The following is an 18,086-nucleotide window of genomic DNA, read 5'->3' as shown; positions in this document are numbered from 1 at the left end:
CTTGGCTCGCTTTGACCGAGGCTAGCGGATTAGAATCCGGTACGCAATGAAGTGGAGCTACTCCAGGTGGAGCTGGAGTAGCTCCAGGCCAGACACCGAAGCAGACGCGGGAGGCGCGATGCCGGTCAGCCCGCGGCGGGCGGACACCCGGCGCAACCACGAACGCATCCTCGCGGTGGCGGCGGAAACCGTGAGCCGATCAGGAGAGGTGTCGTTCAACGCGGTCGCCAAGGAGGCGTGCGTCGGCGTCGGCACGGTGTACCGGCACTTCCCCACACCGGAGGCGCTCGTGCTCGCGGTCTACGAGCGCGAGGTGGACCAGCTCGTCGAAATCGTGCCCGAATTACTCGCCAAACATTCCCCCGATCAGGCATTGCGTGTCTGGATCGTGGACCACCTGGCGCACTACATGATGACGAAACGAGGACTGGCCAACGCGTTGCGCGCGTCCCGAAGCGAGCTGCCGACGCAGGCGTACACGCGCATGCTCGACGCACTGGACACCCTGCGGAAAGCCAACGCCGAAGCGGGAACCATCCGCCCGAACCTGACCACGGACACGCTGATGCGCGGCCTGGGCGGACTGTTTTTCCTGACGCCCGGCGGAGATTGGAAGAAGGAGACCGAGGGAGTAGTCGACCTGGTGTGGCACGGCATGCGGCTGGACTGACAGTCCGTGCGGGCACCCCTCACGGACCGCCGAGGGGCGATGCCGTGAACTCACGCCGCGCGGTCTCCGCCCGTCGACTGTCCACAAAGGACGCTACCGCCGCCGAGCTGCCCGATTAAGTCCCGTCTGACCGTGTTCGCAGGTCCGTGAGGGGCCCCTTCACGGAATCTGATTCCTTCAGGGTTCCCCTCACGACCCACTGCCGACCCCCAACGATCCGCGAGGGGCTGGGGTTCAGGCTTAAGCCGGTGGTCCCGGCCTGCCGACTGTCCATACAGGACGCCACCCGAGCCGAGATGCCCGATTGATGTCCACCTGACCGTATTTGCAGGTCCGTGAAGGGCTCCTTGAGGGAATCTGATTCCCTCAAGGAGCCCTTCACGGACGGCAAAGCCCGCCTACGGCACCCTCGCCGGGAAGAGCGGCAAAGCTCGCTCACCTCGCAGCCGCCACAAATCCCCTGGCATTGCCCCGGTCGGTCCGTGAAGGTGCCCCTCACAGACCGCAAAGCGGAATCACTCCGCCGTAGACAACACCTTCAAATCAACCCCCGCCCGCTCGAACTGCCCGCGCGGATCCGGCACCAGCTTGCGCTTCTCCAGGTCCATCAGCCCCAGCGTGCACTTGATCTCGGCCGACAGCGTCCCGTCCAGCTTGATGATGCGCGAGGTCATCCAGAACACCTTGCCCTCGCCGAACGAAGCGTCGCAGGTCACGTCCACCACGTCGCCGGCGCGCAGTTCCCGCCGGTAGACGATGTTCGATTCGAGCAGCACCGGCGCGAGCCGCGCTTCGTGCAGGCCTCCGCCGCCCGCCGCCTCGAAGACTTCCAGCCGCGAAACCTCGCCGTAGGAGTGGTACACGGCGTGGTTCAGGTGGCCCAGCGTGTCGAGTTCGTAGTGGCGCACCTTGATCCGGGTGCGGAACGGTTCGCGGTCGGTCACAAGGCCCAGGCTAGTTGTCGTAGAAAAGTTCCTCGACCACGGCATGCGCGTGCCGCGTCACCCGGCGGTAGAAGTCGAGGAACTCGCCCGGATCGTCGTCCACCGAGTAGCCGAACACGCGCGCCACCGCAGCGAGGTCGCGGCCGGTTCCGGGCACCTCGTCCGCCGCCTTGCCGCGCACCAGCATCGTCGCGTTGCGCACGCGCGTGGCCAGCAGCCAGGCCTCGCGCAGCGATTCCACCGACTCGGCCGGCGCGAGACCCGCCTCGGCCAAGGCGGTCAGCGCGTCGAGGGTCGAGGTCGTCTGCAGTCCAGGCACCTCGTGCGCGTGCTGCAACTGCAGAAGCTGGACGGTCCATTCGACGTCAGCGAGACCGCCGCGGCCGAGTTTCGTGTGCCGCGTCGGGTCGGCGCCGCGCGGAAGCCGTTCGGTCTCCACCCGGGCCTTGATCCGCCGGATCTCGCGCGCGTCCGTCGGGTCAAGCCCGCCGTCGGGGTAGCGCAACGGGTCGATCATCTCGATGAACCGCTCGCCAAGCTCGTCGTCCCCGGCGACGAACCGCGCCCGCAGCAGCGCTTGCGACTCCCACACCTCGCCCCAGCGCTGGTAGTACGCCCGATACGACTCCAGCGTCCGCACCAGCGGCCCGCTGCGCCCTTCCGGCCGGAGATCGGCGTCGACGATCAGCGCCGGATCCGCGCTCGGCGCGCCGAGGATCTTCCGCACCGTCTCGGCGACCGACGAGGCGAACCGCACCGCTTCGGCGTCCGTCACGCCCTCGGCGGGCTCGCAGACGAAGAGCACGTCGGCGTCCGAGCCGTAGCCCAGTTCCGCCCCGCCGAGCCGGCCCATCCCGATAACCGCGATCGTCGCCGGAGTGCGGCCCAGCTCAGCCTGCCGTTGCCGGTAAGCCGCCGACAGCGCTCCCTGCAACACCGCCACCCACACGCTCGACAGCGCGTCACAGACCGCCGGAACATCCAGCAGTCCCAGCAAATCCGCACACGCGACGCGCAGCAGCTCGTGCCGCCGCAACGACCGGGCCGCTGTCACCGCGGCGCTCAGCCCCGGCTGACGACGCACCGCAGCCCGCAGCGACGTCGCCACTTCCGCCGGAGTCCGTCCGGTCAGCCGAGCCGGATCTCCCAGCAGCTGCAACACTTCCGGCGCGCGGACAAGCAGATCCGGGACCAAGTTCGACGTGCCGAGCAGGAACGCGAGCCGCTCGACCACAGTGCCCTCGTCACGCAGCACCCGCAGGTACCACGGCGTGTCCTGGAGCGCCTCGGACACCTTGCGATACGAGAGCAGCCCGCCGTCCGGATCCGGCGTATCGGCCAGGCAATCGAGCAACACCGGAAGCAGCGCCTGCTGAATGGCCGCGCGCCGCGACACCCCCGACGTCAGCGCCTTGATGTGCTGCAGCGCGCCCTCCGGAGCGGCATACCCGAGCGCGGCAAGACGGCTGGCCGCCTGCTTCGTGGTGAGCCGCAACGCTTCCGTCGGCACATTCGCCACCGACTGCAGCAGCGGACGGTAGAAGACCTTCTCGTGCAGCCGCCGGATCCCCTGCGCGTGGCGGCGGAACTCAGCCAGCAGCGCCTCGCCCTGGCTACGCCCGCGAACCGGCCGAATCCCGCAGGCCCGCGCGAGAATCCGCAGCTCATCGGTGTCCGACGCGGCCGGGAACAGGTGCGTCCGCCGCAACCGGCGCAGCTGCAACCGGTGCTCGACGGTCCGCAGGAACTCGTACGACGAACCCATCTCCGCCGCGTCCGCCCGGCCGACGTACCCGCCGTCGCCGAGCGCGGCCAAAGCCTCCAAAGTGGACGGCGAGCGCAGCGCGGGATCCACCCGGCCGTGCACGAGCTGCAGCAGCTGCACGGCGAACTCGACGTCCCGCAGCCCGCCGCGGCCCAGCTTCAACTCGCGTTCGAGATGCTCCGACGCGACGTGGTCCTCCACCCGGCGGCGCATCTGCTGGACCTCGGTCACGAAGTTCTCGCGGTCCGCGGCCGACCACACCATCGGCGCGACCATCTCCGCGTACTGCCGGCCAAGCTCGGCGTCGCCCGCCACCGGACGCGCCTTCAGCAACGCCTGGAACTCCCAGGTCTTCGCCCACTTCTGGTAGTACGCGGTGTGCCCCTCGAGCGTGCGCACCAGCGCACCGCTCTTGCCCTCCGGCCGCAACGCCGCGTCGACCTCGAAGCAGGCGTTCCCGACCAGCCGCATCATCGTGCTGGCCAGCCGGGTCGCGACGCCGAGGTCGCCGGCCCCGACGAAGATGACGTCGACGTCGCTCACGTAGTTCAGCTCGCGCCCGCCGGTCTTGCCCATCGCGATCACCGCGAGCGTGCCCTCGGCCGACGCGCCGACCTCCTGCTCCGCGACCACGAGCCCGGCCTGCAGCGAAGCCTCGGCGAGGGCGGTCAGTTCGCTCGCGATGTCCCGGAACTGCGGATGCTCCAGTCCGGGCTCCACGAGATGACCGAGGTCAGCGGCGGCGATGCCGAGCAGCAGCCCGCGGTAGCCAGCCCGCAGCTCGTGTTCGGCGGCGGTTCCGGTGACGTACGTGCCGTCGTCCTGCCGGACCCGCTCCAGCAGCCGCTCCGCGAACTTCGCCGGATCGGTGCACCGGTTGTCGGAGAGACAACGCCACTCGCCCGGATTGGCGACCAGGAAATCCGCCAGCGCAGTCGAGGTGCCCAGCACGCCCAGCAGCCGACCGCGGAACGTCCGGTTCTCGCGAAGCGTGCGATCCAGCTCGGCCCAGCCCGGTTCGTCGGCCTCGCGCATGCGGTCGAGCCCGGCCAGCGCGAGGTCGGGATCCGCGGCACGGGACAGCGCCACCAGGACGTCGGTGGCCTCGTTGACCGGCCCACGCTCGGTCCACCAGCCCGCCGCGCGCAGTTGGCCGTCGGCCCGGGTGTCAGTGAAGCCGTACCTGGCCGCCGAAGCTGTGGTCCGCGCGCGCTCTGCCATCGCTCACACCGTAGCCGGACCCGGGGTGGTTCAGGCAGCCAGGCGGTCCGGTTCGGTGTCGGCCGCGGACGGCTCGGGGACCTGGAAGCTGTGCGCCGTGACGGGCTTGCGCCGGGAGAGGAGGTAAATCCCGGCGGCGAAGAGAATCCCGACGACGCCGACCGCGATGGTCCCGGCTTCGCCGAGCGAGGCAATCTTGCCCGCCGCCGCGCCGACGATGGCCGCCGCGGGCAGCGTGAACAGCCACGCGAGCACCATCCGGCCCGCCATCCGCCAGCGCACCGGTGCCTCGCGACGGCCGACGCCGGAGCCGACGATGCCGCCGGAGCACACGTGCGTGGTCGACAGCGGGAAACCGAGGTGCGAGGACAGCAGGATCACCACCGCGCTGCTGGTCTGCGCGGAAAAACCTTGCGGACCTTCGATGTCGGTGAGGCCTTTGCCGAGGGTGTGGGTGATCCGCCAGCCGCCGAGGTACGTGCCGAGCGCCAGCGCGGACGCGGCGCTCACGATCACCCAGACCGGCGGCGCGGACCCGACCGGGAGACTGCCGGCCGCGACCAGCGTCAGGGTGATGACGCCCATGGTCTTCTGCGCGTCGTTGGTGCCGTGCGCGAGCGAGACGAGCGACGCGGAAACGATCTGTCCAACCCGGAATCCGCGCCCGCCGCGCTTGCGCACGAGGAAGCGATAGACGACGAAGGTGACCGCGGCCGCCGCTACCCCCGCGATCACCGGGGACGCGGCGGCCGGCACGAGCACCTTGTCCACGATCTTGCCGAAGTGCACGGAATCCGCGCCCGCCGACACCCAGGTCGCGCCGATCAGCCCGCCGAACAGCGCGTGCGACGAACTCGACGGCAGGCCGACGTACCAGGTGAAGAGGTTCCAGACGATCGCCCCGATGAGCCCGCCGAACACGATGGCGGGCCCGATCCTCGTCTCGTCGACGAGACCGCTGGAAATCGTTTTCGCGACCTCGACCGACAGGAACGCGCCGGCCAGGTTCAGCACCGCGGAGATCGCGACGGCGACGCGGGGCCGGAGTGCTCCGGTGGCGATCGAGGTCGCCATCGCGTTCGCCGTGTCGTGGAAGCCGTTGGTGAAATCGAAAACCAGCGCCGTGCAGATCACGACGACGACGAGCAGCGAGGGGTCCACCCCGACCTCCGAACCCTACGGAAATACCTCTCGCAAGGTACCTGACCGTTTGGGTGAACCGTTAACTCGGCGTAAGTGATTCCGACGTCATCCGTTAAGCCAGCGGTAACTGGCGTTGACTTTCCGGAGCCGCCTGCAGCTGCCCGGCCGCCAACTGGACGAACCGGGCCGCGAACGGACGCCACGTCTCGGCGAGGTCCGCGTGCACAGAGGTCAGGGTCTCCCGGTCCAACGCGCCCGGACGGGTGAGTTCCGCCATTTCCGGTGCGGCCTCGGCCCAGGCCAGCACGACGTCCGGCGTGGTCTCGATGTGGAACTGGACACCGTAGACACAACGGTTCATCCGGTACGCCTGGTGCGGGTACTTCGGCGAGGACGCGAGCAGCTCGGCGCTCGGCGGCAGGACCGTGATGGCGTCCTGGTGGAACTGCAGGACGTCCGGGAGGAACGGCATGTCCGCGAAGAGCGGATCGATCCACGCGGCGTCCTTTTTCGACACCAGCCCCGGCCCGACCTCCGGCCCGGCCTCGCCCACCGCGGTCTGCCCGCCGGTCGCGACCGCGAGCAGCTGCGCGCCGAGACAGATCGCGAGCGTCGGCACCGCCTTGCCCGCCGCGGTGGCGAGAAGCTTCCGGACGTCCGCCAGCCAGGGATGCGCGGAGTCGTCGAGCGCCCCCATGCCGCCGCCGAGGCAGACCAGCCCGTCGTACCCGTCGAGACTCGCCGGCAGCTCCTGCTCCGGCGGCAGCCGCACATCGAGTTCGGCACCGGCCTCGGTGAGCCACTCCCCGAGCGGGCCGACGGGATCGCTGGCATCGGGCTGGATGATGAGCAGACGAGTCACGGCGTCCAGGGTACGGGCATCCCGGCCTCGGTTGGATAGCCGTGCGCGAGCCACGTCGTGATACCCCCGGAAAGCCGCTTCACCGTGAACCCGAGCCGCGCGAGCCGGTACGCGCCCTGGGTAGCGGCGTTGCAGTAGATGCTCTCGCAGTAGCAGACGTAGACGAGGTCCCGATCGAGGTCACGGGTGCTCTCCTCGGAGATTTCCCGATACGGCAAGCAAATCGCCCCCGGCAGATGCGCTTCTTGGTACGCCCCCGGGCTCCGGGTCTCGACCAGGACGTAGCCATCGGTGCGCCCATCCGCGAGATCCTGGGCGAGATCGACCGGGTCGACCTCGAAGGCAAGTTCGCGTCCGAAGTACCCGACGGCGTCGGTACCGGCTTCGATGGGGAGGGAGAGGATGCGTGGTTTCACGCCGTTGATCCTCTCTTCTCGACCCCGGTGCGGAACAGCGGAAGATCCAGGTGTTCTACGGTCTTCACCAGGGCTTTCCAGGCCCGGACGGCAATTGGCTTGGGATCTATGGGAGGGCACGACGTGGACCTCGACGACGTCGACCGGCACCTGCTGGAGTTGCTCCAGTTCGACGCCCGCCTGACCTTCTCCGAACTCGGCCGCCGGGTCTCCCTGTCCGCGCCGGCCGTGACGGAGCGGGTCCGCCGGCTGGAACAACGCGGCGTCATCACCGGCTACACCGCCCGCGTCGACCCGGAGAAACTGGGACGCCCGATCCAGGCGATCGTCCGAGTCCGCGTCCGCAGCCTGGACGGCCCGCGTTTCCGCGAGACGATCCTCCCGCTGCCGGAGATCACCGACGCCGACCACGTCACCGGGGACGAGTGCTGGCAGCTCCGCGTCCACTGCCGCACGACCGCGGAGCTGGAGCAGTTCGTCGAACGGGCCCAGCGCTACGGCGAAACAACGACGTCACTGGTGTTCTCTTCCCCCGTCCGGGGCCGCGGCCTGCCGCTGTGACCGGCCCGTTTTTGGGCATGAGAAAAGGGGCGGGGCTCCGGGAAAACCCTCTCGGGTTCTCGACCGGGGCCCCGCCCCTTCCTTCTAGGTTAAGTTCGGCGGTGTCCTACTCTCCCACAACCCTTCGGTTGCAGTACCATCGGCGCAGTCAGGCTTAGCTTCCGGGTTCGGAATGGGACCGGGCGTTTCCCTGACGCTAAAACCACCGAAACACTCCGAAACAACACACACCCCTCACCTTGCGTGGGAGCCGGTGTGGTGTTTCAGAACCGTAGAGTGGATGCGAGCGATCTTTGTGGGCAAGTCCTCGGCCTATTAGTACCAGTCAACTCGACAACACATTACTGTGCTTCCATTTCTGGCCTATCAACCCAATCGTCTCTTGGGGGCCTTAACCCACAAAGGGGTGGGATACCTCATCTTGGAACAGGCTTCCCGCTTAGATGCCTTCAGCGGTTATCCCTTCCGAACATAGCCAACCAGCCATGCCACTGGCGTGACAACTGGCACACCAGAGGTCCGTCCGTCCCGGTCCTCTCGTACTAGGGACAGCCTTCCTCAAGTATCCTGCGCGCGCGGCGGATAGGGACCGAACTGTCTCACGACGTTCTAAACCCAGCTCGCGTGCCGCTTTAATGGGCGAACAGCCCAACCCTTGGGACCTACTCCGGCCCCAGGATGCGACGAGCCGACATCGAGGTGCCAAACCATGCCGTCGATATGGACTCTTGGGCAAGATCAGCCTGTTATCCCCGGGGTACCTTTTATCCGTTGAGCGACACCCCTTCCACCAGGAGGTGCCGGATCACTAGTCCCGACTTTCGTCCCTGCTCGACATGTCTGTCTCACAGTCAAGCTCCCTTGTGCACTTGCACTCGACACCTGATTGCCAACCAGGCTGAGGGAACCTTTGGGCGCCTCCGTTACCCTTTAGGAGGCAACCGCCCCAGTTAAACTACCCATCAGGCACTGTCCCTGAACCAGATCATGGTCCGAGGTTCAGATTCCCAATCCGACCAGAGTGGTATTTCAACAACGACTCCACCCGAACTAGCGTCCGAGCTTCACAGTCTCCCACCTATCCTACACAAGCCGAACCGAAAACCAATACCAAACTATAGTAAAGGTCCCGGGGTCTTTCCGTCCTGCCGCGCGTAACGAGCATCTTTACTCGTAATGCAATTTCGCCGGGCCTGTGGTCGAGACAGCCGGAAAGTCGTTACGCCATTCGTGCAGGTCGGAACTTACCCGACAAGGAATTTCGCTACCTTAGGATGGTTATAGTTACCACCGCCGTTTACTGGCGCTTAAATTCTCAGCTTCACCCCCCGAAAGGAGTTAACCGGTCCTCTTAACGTTCCAGCACCGGGCAGGCGTCAGTCCATATACATCGTCTTGCGACTTCGCATGGACCTGTGTTTTTAGTAAACAGTCGCTTTCCGCTGGTCTCTGCGGCCAACCACCGCTCCACTTGCGTGAAGCTTCACGGTGCTTGGCCCCCCTTCTCCCGAAGTTACGGGGGCATTTTGCCGAGTTCCTTAACCACAGTTCACCCGATCGCCTTGGTATTCTCTACCTGACCACCTGTGTTGGTTTGGGGTACGGGCCGTGCATGCACTCACTAGAGGCTTTTCTCGACAGCATAGGATCACCCGCTTCGCCTCAAACGGCTACGCATCACGTCTCAGCCTGTATGGAACACGGATTTGCCTATGTTCCGGCCTACGCGCTTGCACCAGGACAACCATCGCCTGGCGGAGCTACCTTCCTGCGTCACCCCATCGCTTGACTACTACGGAATCAGGTCCCACGCTCCACACACCCGATCCGCCCGAAGGCTTCACGAGTGGCTTCGGGTGGTTAGTGTCAACCGCCTCGCCATGGGCGCACATGCTCGGGTACGGGAATATCAACCCGTTGTCCATCGACTACGCCTGTCGGCCTCGCCTTAGGTCCCGACTTACCCTGGGCGGATTAGCCTGGCCCAGGAACCCTTGGTCATCCGGCGGCAGAGTTTCTCACTCTGCATTCGCTACTCATGCCTGCATTCTCACTCCCGCACCCTCCACCGCTAGCTTCCGCCACGGCTTCCCTGGATGCAGGACGCTCCCCTACCCATCCACACCACTGCACAAGAGCCCGAAAGCTCTCGCGGATGTATTGTGTGAATGACACAGCTTCGGCGGTGTGCTTAAGCCCCGCTACATTGTCGGCGCAGGACCACTTGACCAGTGAGCTATTACGCACTCTTTCAAGGGTGGCTGCTTCTAAGCCAACCTCCTGGTTGTCTGGGCAATCCCACATCCTTTCCCACTGAGCACACACTTAGGGGCCTTAGCTGGTGTTCTGGGCTGTTTCCCTCTCGACGACGAAGCTTATCCCCCGCCGTCTCACTGCCGCGCTCTCACTAACCGGTATTCGGAGTTTGGTTGATTTCGGTAACCCGGTAAGGCCCCTAGACCATCCAGTAGCTCTACCCCCGGCAAGAAACACGCGACGCTGCACCTAAATGCATTTCGGGGAGAACCAGCTATCACGGAGTTTGATTGGCCTTTCACCCCTACCCACAGCTCATCCCCTCAGTTTTCAACCTAAGTGGGTTCGGGCCTCCACGACGTCTTACCGTCGCTTCACCCTGGCCATGGGTAGATCACTCCGCTTCGGGTCTAGACCACGCGACTCATTCGCCCTCTTCAGACTCGCTTTCGCTACGGCTACCCCACCCGGGTTAACCTCGCCACGCAGCACTAACTCGCAGGCTCATTCTTCAAAAGGCACGCCATCACCCGAAGGCTCTGACGGCTTGTAGGCACACGGTTTCAGGTACTCTTTCACTCCCCTCCCGGGGTACTTTTCATCTTTCCCTCACGGTACTCGTCCGCTATCGGTCTCCAGGAAGTATTTAGGCTTACCGGGTGGTCCCGGCAGATTCACAGCAAATTCCACGAGCTCGCTGCTACTCGGGAACACCACCAAGACCTACGACGACAGCTTTCGCGTACGGGGCTCTCACCCGCTCCGGCCGCCCGTCCCAAGGCGTTCCGCTAACCATCGCGTACATCCGGAGAAATGTCAGTCTCTCCAAGGTGGGTCCCACAACACCGCCCGCACAACGCCTGACAGCTTGACATGCAAACGGTTTAGCCTCTTCCGCTTTCGCTCGCCACTACTCACGGAATCACTTTTGTTTTCTCTTCCTGCGGGTACTGAGATGTTTCACTTCCCCGCGTTCCCTCCACACCGGCTATATATTCACCGGCGGGTAACACCACATCACTGGTGCTGGGTTTCCCCATTCGGAAATCCTCGGATCACAGCTCGGTTGACAGCTCCCCGAGGCATATCGCAGCCTCCCACGTCCTTCATCGGCTCCTGAAGCCAAGACATCCACCATGTGCCCTTAACAACTTGACCACAAAGATGCTCGCATCCACTCTACAGTTCTCAAACACCACACCAGAAACAACGTGTGTTGCCTCAGGACCCAACAGTGCGCAGCGAACAACCGACAACCCGGACTCCGTCCCCCGTTCCACGCGGGACAAACCCGCAGTACTAGACGAGAACATCCTCCACCGTCACCGGCGATAACCAGTAGTTCCACAATTCCTTGAGCAAGCCCGGCAACACCGCGTGCGGGTGTTAAACCGTGCCCACCCCGCGCCCTTGGTCCGGGTATCCCGGGAACGCGGATGTGTTGTGCTCCTTAGAAAGGAGGTGATCCAGCCGCACCTTCCGGTACGGCTACCTTGTTACGACTTCGTCCCAATCGCCAGTCCCACCTTCGACCACTCCCTCCCTTGCGGGTTGGGCCATGGGCTTCGGGTGTTACCGACTTTCATGACGTGACGGGCGGTGTGTACAAGGCCCGGGAACGTATTCACCGCAGCGTTGCTGATCTGCGATTACTAGCGACTCCGACTTCACGCAGTCGAGTTGCAGACTGCGATCCGAACTGAGACCGGCTTTAAGGGATTCGCTCCACCTCGCGGTATCGCAGCCCTCTGTACCAGCCATTGTAGCATGTGTGAAGCCCTGGACATAAGGGGCATGATGACTTGACGTCATCCCCACCTTCCTCCGAGTTGACCCCGGCAGTCTCCCACGAGTCCCCGCCATGACGCGCTGGCAACGTAGGATAAGGGTTGCGCTCGTTGCGGGACTTAACCCAACATCTCACGACACGAGCTGACGACAGCCATGCACCACCTGTACACCAACCACAAGGGAAGCCCCATCTCTGGGGATGTCTGGCGCATGTCAAGCCCAGGTAAGGTTCTTCGCGTTGCATCGAATTAATCCACATGCTCCGCCGCTTGTGCGGGCCCCCGTCAATTCCTTTGAGTTTTAGCCTTGCGGCCGTACTCCCCAGGCGGGGCGCTTAATGCGTTAGCTACGGCACGGACAACGTGGAATGTCGCCCACACCTAGCGCCCAACGTTTACAGCGTGGACTACCAGGGTATCTAATCCTGTTCGCTCCCCACGCTTTCGCTCCTCAGCGTCAGTATCGGCCCAGAGACCCGCCTTCGCCACCGGTGTTCCTCCTGATATCTGCGCATTTCACCGCTACACCAGGAATTCCAGTCTCCCCTGCCGAACTCAAGTCTGCCCGTATCGACCGCACGCTCCACGTTAAGCGTGGAGATTTCACGGCCGACGCGACAAACCGCCTACGAGCTCTTTACGCCCAATAATTCCGGACAACGCTCGCACCCTACGTATTACCGCGGCTGCTGGCACGTAGTTAGCCGGTGCTTCTTATCCAGGTACCGTCACTCTCGCTTCGTCCCTGGCGAAAGAGGTTTACAACCCGAAGGCCGTCATCCCTCACGCGGCGTCGCTGCATCAGGCTTGCGCCCATTGTGCAATATTCCCCACTGCTGCCTCCCGTAGGAGTCTGGGCCGTGTCTCAGTCCCAGTGTGGCCGGTCACCCTCTCAGGCCGGCTACCCGTCGTCGCCTTGGTAGGCCATTACCCCACCAACAAGCTGATAGGCCGCGGGTTCATCCTGCACCGCCAGAACTTTCAACACCCCTGGATGCCCAAGAGTGTGATATCCGGTATTAGACCCCGTTTCCAAGGCTTATCCCAGAGTGCAGGGCAGATTACCCACGTGTTACTCACCCGTTCGCCACTCATCCCCGGCCGAAACCGGTTCAGCGTTCGACTTGCATGTGTTAAGCACGCCGCCAGCGTTCGTCCTGAGCCAGGATCAAACTCTCCAACAATGTCTTCAAGTTCGATCGAGACTATTCTCAATCAATCATTCTCAAAGGAAACCCCGACGAGGGGGTTTCATATAAGCTCTACTGGCTTAGTTCACTAGCACACTGTTGAGTTCTCAAGCAACACACCCCGAACCAGCCCCGGAATCACCCAGGCCAAGCTCGATGCGTTATTTCAAGCTTTTGGTCGAGCATGCCGGTACCTACGAGGTTAGTCGTAGGGAGTCGGCGGCCGCTCGTGGGCCGACGCTGAACATTACCTGGTCCGTTTCGCGGTGTCAACCCGCTCGGCCCTGGCTCCTGGTCGGTGAGGCTTTCGACCCCGCCGGCCCGGTGTTCCTGGCGACGAAGAGAAGATTACATGCCTTCCAACCACCCGAAAACAGGGGGGTCACTTAACGGCATCGACGCTGGTCAGAGGGTTATCAACGCGCCGTTTCGACCGGTTTGCGGGCGGCGGAGCGCCCTCGGCGGGCCTTCCGGAGGCCGCCGAGTGACCCAGGTCTCCGTCCGGCGAGCGAGCTGCCCGGCCCCCACCCGCCGTCGACGACCGCGGGACACGGCTGGCTGATCCACTTCCCCGGCCTGATTCGGCAGGTCAGCCGCCTGCCCGCCGCTCAGCCTCAGCCCGCTCCGCGACGAAAACCGCCGGCCAGTGCCAAGCACCGACCAGCGGCTGCCAAACCTTCAGCCGCTCCGGGCACTCGCCGAGACCCGCTCGACGGCTCCGGCATCCGGTTCACGCGACCCGGCGGATCCGGGGATGGCCCGGTCTCCAGGACCAAGGCAGATCTCCAGAACCCAGACGACCGCGGCCGGTCCGCCCGCAAACCCGCCAGCTCCAAGCCCCCAACCGGCACCCGATCAGGCACCGGTCCGAATCCAGCGACCGAAGCCCGAGGTCCCTACGCCGGCAACCGAGGCAAATACCGAGGCGGAACCCGAACCGGCGCGACCCGCATGTAGTCCGCGGCCAGGGCGAGCATCTTGCCGTCCTCCCACTGCCCGCCCATGAACGAAATCCCCACCGGCAGCGGCCCGACCCAACCGGCCGGGACGGTGACGTCCGGGTAGCCCGCGACGGCGGCCGGGGTCGAGGACGGGATCACGTCGTTGTCGCCGGTCTTGCAGTCCGTCTTCCAGGCAGGCGGGTTCGTCGGCGACGCGATGGCGTCCAGGTCGTACTTCGCGAGGGTTTCGTCCAGCGACCGGCGCGACAGGTCGGTCAGCTCGGCCCGGTTCTTCAGATAGGTCGGATCCTGCGGACCGGGTGCGGCGAGCGCCTGCTCGAACAGCTCCTGACCAGCGAAGCAGGTGCGTTCCAGCGGATCGGAGCGGTTGTACGCGATGAGGTCGGCCAGGTTTCGCGGGCCAGTGGGACGGGTGGCGAGGTAGTCGTCGATATCGCGGTGGAACTCCGTCAGCAGCGCCGGGAACTCCAGCTCCGACAACCGGTCCTGGTACGGCAGCGTCACCTCGACGACGGTCGCGCCCGCGCGTTCCAGCGAGGCTTTCGTCTTGCTGACCACGGCGTCGGTGTCCGGGCCGAGCACCGGCAGCCGCCACAGGCCGATCCGGGCGCCGCGCAGTGCACCAGGGCGGAGGAGTTTCGCGTAGTCGGTCGGCTGGGTCTCCGGGTAGCGCAGGGTGGCCGGGTCGGAGGGGTCTCGGCCCTGCAGCACCGAGAGCGTCAACGCGGTGTCGACGACGTTGCGCGCGATGGGTCCCGCCGTGTCCTGTTCCGCGGAGATCGGGACCACGCCGGTGCGGCTGACCAGGCCGAGGCTCGGCTTGTGGCCGACGGTCGCGGTCATCCCGGCCGGGCACACGATCGACCCGTCGGTCTCGCTGCCGATCGCGACCTGCGCGAGGGACGCGGCGACGCCCGCCGCGGAGCCGGCGGAGGAACCGCACGGGTTGTGGTCCAGCACGTACGGGTTGTTGGTCTGCCCGCCGACGCCGGACCAGCCGGAAGTCGGCTTCGCGGCGCGGAAATTGGCCCATTCGGACAGGTTCGCCTTGCCGATGATCACCGCGCCGGCGTCGCGCAGCCGGGTGATCAGCGTGGCGTCCTTGGCCGGGCGGCTCCGCAGCGCGCGCGAACCGGCGGTGGTCTGCTGGTCGCGGGTGTCGACGTTGTCCTTGACCAGCACCGGAATCCCGTCGAGCGGGCCGAGGGTGTGGCCGGTCCGGTGCCGGACGTCGCTGGCCGCGGCCTGGGCGAGCGCGGCCGGGTTGAGCGCGAGGACGGCGTTGACCTTCGGGTCCACGGCCCGGATCCGGGCAAGGTATGCGCTGGTCAGCCGGGTCGCGGTGAGCTGCCCGGACGCCATCCGGTGCTGCAGCGACGGGATGTCGGCGCGGTCGAGGTCGAAGTGCAGTTCGGCCGGGTCCGAGTGGTCATCCCGCATCGCGACCGCCGGCGGCGCGGTGGCCAAGCCCGCCGCCGCGACCAGCGCGACGAGGACGGCGGGCAGTCTTTTTCCCATGTTCCGATGCCTCCCCAACGTCGGAGCACGGCCCGGGGGCCCGTCAGAGCATCGGCAACAGGGTCCGAAGCTCGTACGGAGTGACCGCGCTCCGGTAGTTGTCCCACTCGACCCGCTTGTTGCGCAAGAAGAAGTCGTAAACGTGCTCGCCGAGCGCTTCCGGCAGCAGCTCCGACTTCTCCATCTCGGCGAGCGCCTCGCCGAGGTTCTGCGGCAACTGCGAGTAACCGGCGGCGCGGCGTTCGGAGTCCGACAGCTGCCAGATGTTGTCCTCGGCGGGCGGCGGCAGCTCGTAGCCCTTTTCGATGCCCTTCAGCCCCGCAGCCAGTATCACCGAGTACGCCAGGTACGGGTTGCACGCCGAATCGAGCGTCCGGATCTCGACGCGCCGCGACGACGCCTTGCCCGGCGAGTACATCGGCACGCGCACGAGCGCCGAGCGGTTCGCCCTCCCCCACGAGACCGTCGTGGGCGCTTCGCTGCCGCTGATCAGCCGTTTGTAGGAGTTGACCCACTGATTGGTGACCGCGGAGATTTCCTTGGCGTAGTGCAGGACGCCCGCGACGAACGCCTTGCCGGTCTCGGAAAGCTCGTGCGGGTCCTCCGCGTCGTAGAACGCGTTGCGGTCGCCCTCGAACAGGCTGACGTGGGTGTGCATGCCGGAGCCGGGCTGGTCGGTGAACGGCTTCGGCATGAAGGTCGCGCGCACGCCCTGGGTCAGCGCGACCTCCTTGACGACGTAACGGAACGTCATCACGTTGTCGGCCATGGTCAGGGCGTCGGCGTAGCGAAGGTCGATTTCCTGCTGCCCCGGCGCCCCTTCGTGATGGCTGAACTCGACCGAGATGCCCATCGCCTCGAGGGTTTCGATCGCGTGCCGGCGGAAGTGCGTCGCGGTGGCGTGGCTGGCCTGGTCGAAGTAGCCGCCGTTGTCGGCGGGCTCGGGCTCGCTGCCGTCTTCGGGGAGGTTGGCGAGCAGGAAGAACTCGATCTCCGGGTGCACGTAGCAGGTGAACCCGGCCTCGCTGGCCTTCGACAGCTGGCGGCGCAGCACGTGCCGCGGGTCGGCCCAGGACGGCGAACCGTCGGGCATCGCGATGTCGCAGAACATCCGCGCGGAGTACGGGCTGCCGTCAGGGGTCTCCCACGGCAGGACCTGGAACGTGGACGGGTCCGGCTTGGCGACCATGTCCGATTCGTAGACCCGCGCGAAGCCCTCGATGGCAGAGCCGTCAAACCCGATGCCCTCGCTGAACGCGCCCTCCAGCTCGGCGGGCGCGACCGCGACGGACTTGAGAAATCCCAGCACGTCGGTGAACCACAGGCGAACGAAACGGATGTCGCGCTCTTCCAAAGTGCGGAGCACGAATTCCTGCTGGCGATCCATGGCCGAACCCTAACCAGCACGTGTTAACGCCATGTTTCACGGGTCGCCCACTTCGGAGTCCGGTTCACGCCACCTGCGCCAGCTGGGCTTTCCTCGACCGGGTGATCGACAGCGACGCGACCGACGCGATGACCGCGAGCCCGGCCGCGACGTACCACGCGACGGCGTAGTCGCCGAGCTGGTCGCGCACCGCGCCGGCGGCCGAGGCGGCGAAGGCCGCTCCGAGCTGGTGGCAGGCGAAGACCCAGCCGAACACGATCGGCCCGGCCTCGCCGAAGGAGCGGATGCAGAGCGCGACCGTCGGCGGGACCGTCGCCACCCAGTCGAGACCGTAGAAGAGGATGAACGCCCACATGCTCGGCTGGACCGAATCCGTGAACAGCTGCGGCAACAGGGCGAGCGAAACTCCCCGCAACGCGTAGTAGATGCCGAGCAGAATCCGTGGGTCGACACGGTCGGTGAGCCATCCCGACGCGATCGTTCCCACCACGTCGAAGACGCCGACCAGTGCCAGCAGGCTCGCCGCGGTCGTCTGCGGCATGCCGTGGTCGTGTGCGGCCGGGACAAAGTGCGTGCTGACCAACCCGTTAGTGGTCGCCCCACAGATGGCAAACCCGATGGCGAGCAGCCAGAACGTACGGGTGCGCGCGGCCTGGAACAGCACGGTCAGCCCTCGGCGGACAGTGCCGACCTTCGGAGCCGGCCGCGCCACTTCGGTGCCTTCGGGCGCTCCGTAGGCGACAGTGCCGATGTCGGCGGGGTGATCGCGTACGGCCAACAGTACGACCGGGACCACCGCGAGAGCCGCGATAGCGATGACCATGGACGCCGTTCGCCAGCCGTCGTCCTCCGCGAGCGAAGCGATCAGGGGCAGGAAGATCAGCTGTCCGGTCGCCCCTGCAGCGGTCAGTACACCGGTTACGACGCCACGGTGGCGGATGAACCAGCGCGTCGCGACCATCGCGGCGAAGCTCATCGCCATCGAGCCGGTGCCGAGGCCGACGAGCACGCCCCAGCAGAGGATCAGCTGCCAGCTGGCGCTCATGAAGACGGTGCCGCCCGCGCCGACAGCGACGACGCACAGCGCGGTCGCCGCCACCCGGCGGATACCGAACCGCTCCATCAGCGCCGCCGCGAAGGGCGCGAAGAGGCCGTACAGGACGAGGTTGACCGAGACGGCGGACCCGATCGTCGCGCGGGACCAGCCGAACTCTTGGTGCAACGGATCGATCAGGACACCCGGCGCGGCGCGGAAGCCAGCGGCGGCGAGGAGGGCGACGAACGCGGCCGCCGCGACGAACCAGGCACGGTGCAGGCGGCGAGCAGGACGAGTCTCAACGGTCACAAGGGAGCAGTTTGGTGTGCCCGGGGCCTTGTCGACAGTGGCCGGAAGGACACCAT

10 protein-coding genes and 3 rRNA genes are annotated in these 18,086 nt (G+C 65.9%); 2 read left to right on the top strand and 11 right to left on the bottom strand.

Annotated features, from left to right (window positions below):
* The first annotated feature begins 118 nt into the window (after positions 1-118).
* On the top strand, positions 119-670 hold the full coding sequence (locus tag RPX00_RS19755; protein WP_406641285.1) for a TetR/AcrR family transcriptional regulator: 552 nt from the start codon (positions 119-121) through the stop codon (positions 668-670).
* A gap of 515 nt (positions 671-1,185) precedes the next feature.
* Here the strand turns inward: RPX00_RS19755 and RPX00_RS19750 are convergent.
* The 5 genes from RPX00_RS19750 to RPX00_RS19730 form a co-directional block, all read right to left on the bottom strand.
* Positions 1,186-1,614, bottom strand: a complete 429-nt coding sequence (locus RPX00_RS19750) for an acyl-CoA thioesterase (RefSeq protein ID WP_406641283.1) — start codon at positions 1,612-1,614, stop codon at positions 1,186-1,188.
* Positions 1,615-1,624: 10 nt separating this feature from the next.
* A complete protein-coding gene (locus RPX00_RS19745) occupies positions 1,625-4,600 on the bottom strand; it encodes a bifunctional [glutamine synthetase] adenylyltransferase/[glutamine synthetase]-adenylyl-L-tyrosine phosphorylase (RefSeq protein WP_406641281.1) in 2,976 nt (991 codons plus the stop codon).
* A 30-nt stretch (positions 4,601-4,630) separates the two neighbouring features.
* Positions 4,631-5,761: an anion permease gene (locus tag RPX00_RS19740; RefSeq protein WP_406641279.1), complete on the bottom strand. Its 1,131-nt coding sequence runs from the start codon at positions 5,759-5,761 to the stop codon at positions 4,631-4,633.
* A 94-nt stretch (positions 5,762-5,855) separates the two neighbouring features.
* A complete protein-coding gene (locus RPX00_RS19735) occupies positions 5,856-6,605 on the bottom strand; it encodes a type 1 glutamine amidotransferase (RefSeq protein ID WP_406641277.1) in 750 nt (249 codons plus the stop codon).
* Complete coding sequence (locus tag RPX00_RS19730; protein ID WP_406641275.1) at positions 6,602-7,021, bottom strand: rhodanese-like domain-containing protein; 420 nt, start codon at positions 7,019-7,021, stop codon at positions 6,602-6,604. Before RPX00_RS19730 ends, RPX00_RS19735 begins: the two co-directional genes overlap by 4 nt.
* Positions 7,022-7,144: 123 nt before the next feature.
* On the opposite strand from RPX00_RS19730, the gene RPX00_RS19725 reads away from it, so the two are divergent.
* Positions 7,145-7,582, top strand: coding sequence for an Lrp/AsnC family transcriptional regulator (locus RPX00_RS19725; protein WP_406643019.1), 438 nt, complete (start codon positions 7,145-7,147; stop codon positions 7,580-7,582).
* A 93-nt stretch (positions 7,583-7,675) separates the two neighbouring features.
* Here the strand turns inward: RPX00_RS19725 and rrf are convergent.
* From rrf to RPX00_RS19695, 6 genes are all read right to left on the bottom strand, one after another.
* Positions 7,676-7,792: ribosomal RNA gene (gene rrf / locus RPX00_RS19720) — 5S ribosomal RNA — on the bottom strand.
* Between the two features lie 85 nt (positions 7,793-7,877).
* Positions 7,878-10,996 (bottom strand): 23S ribosomal RNA (locus tag RPX00_RS19715).
* Between the two features lie 296 nt (positions 10,997-11,292).
* Positions 11,293-12,812, bottom strand: a 16S ribosomal RNA gene (locus tag RPX00_RS19710).
* Together the 16S, 23S and 5S rRNA genes form the textbook arrangement of a ribosomal RNA operon.
* A 902-nt stretch (positions 12,813-13,714) precedes the next feature.
* Positions 13,715-15,298 (bottom strand): amidase, encoded by a 1,584-nt coding sequence (locus RPX00_RS19705; RefSeq protein ID WP_406641274.1) that lies wholly within the window; start codon positions 15,296-15,298, stop codon positions 13,715-13,717.
* Positions 15,299-15,341: 43 nt separating this feature from the next.
* On the bottom strand, positions 15,342-16,685 hold the full coding sequence (gene glnA / locus RPX00_RS19700; RefSeq protein ID WP_406641272.1) for a type I glutamate--ammonia ligase: 1,344 nt from the start codon (positions 16,683-16,685) through the stop codon (positions 15,342-15,344).
* A 64-nt stretch (positions 16,686-16,749) separates the two neighbouring features.
* Positions 16,750-18,030 carry an MFS transporter gene (locus tag RPX00_RS19695; RefSeq protein ID WP_406641270.1) on the bottom strand — a complete coding sequence of 427 codons (1,281 nt, stop codon included), beginning with the start codon at positions 18,028-18,030 and terminating at the stop codon, positions 16,750-16,752.
* Positions 18,031-18,086: the final 56 nt, after the last annotated feature.

Source organism: Amycolatopsis sp. WGS_07 (assembly GCF_045278895.1).
Classification (GTDB): Bacteria; Actinomycetota; Actinomycetes; order Mycobacteriales; family Pseudonocardiaceae; genus Amycolatopsis.
This window is presented reverse-complemented; position numbering and strand designations above follow the sequence as displayed.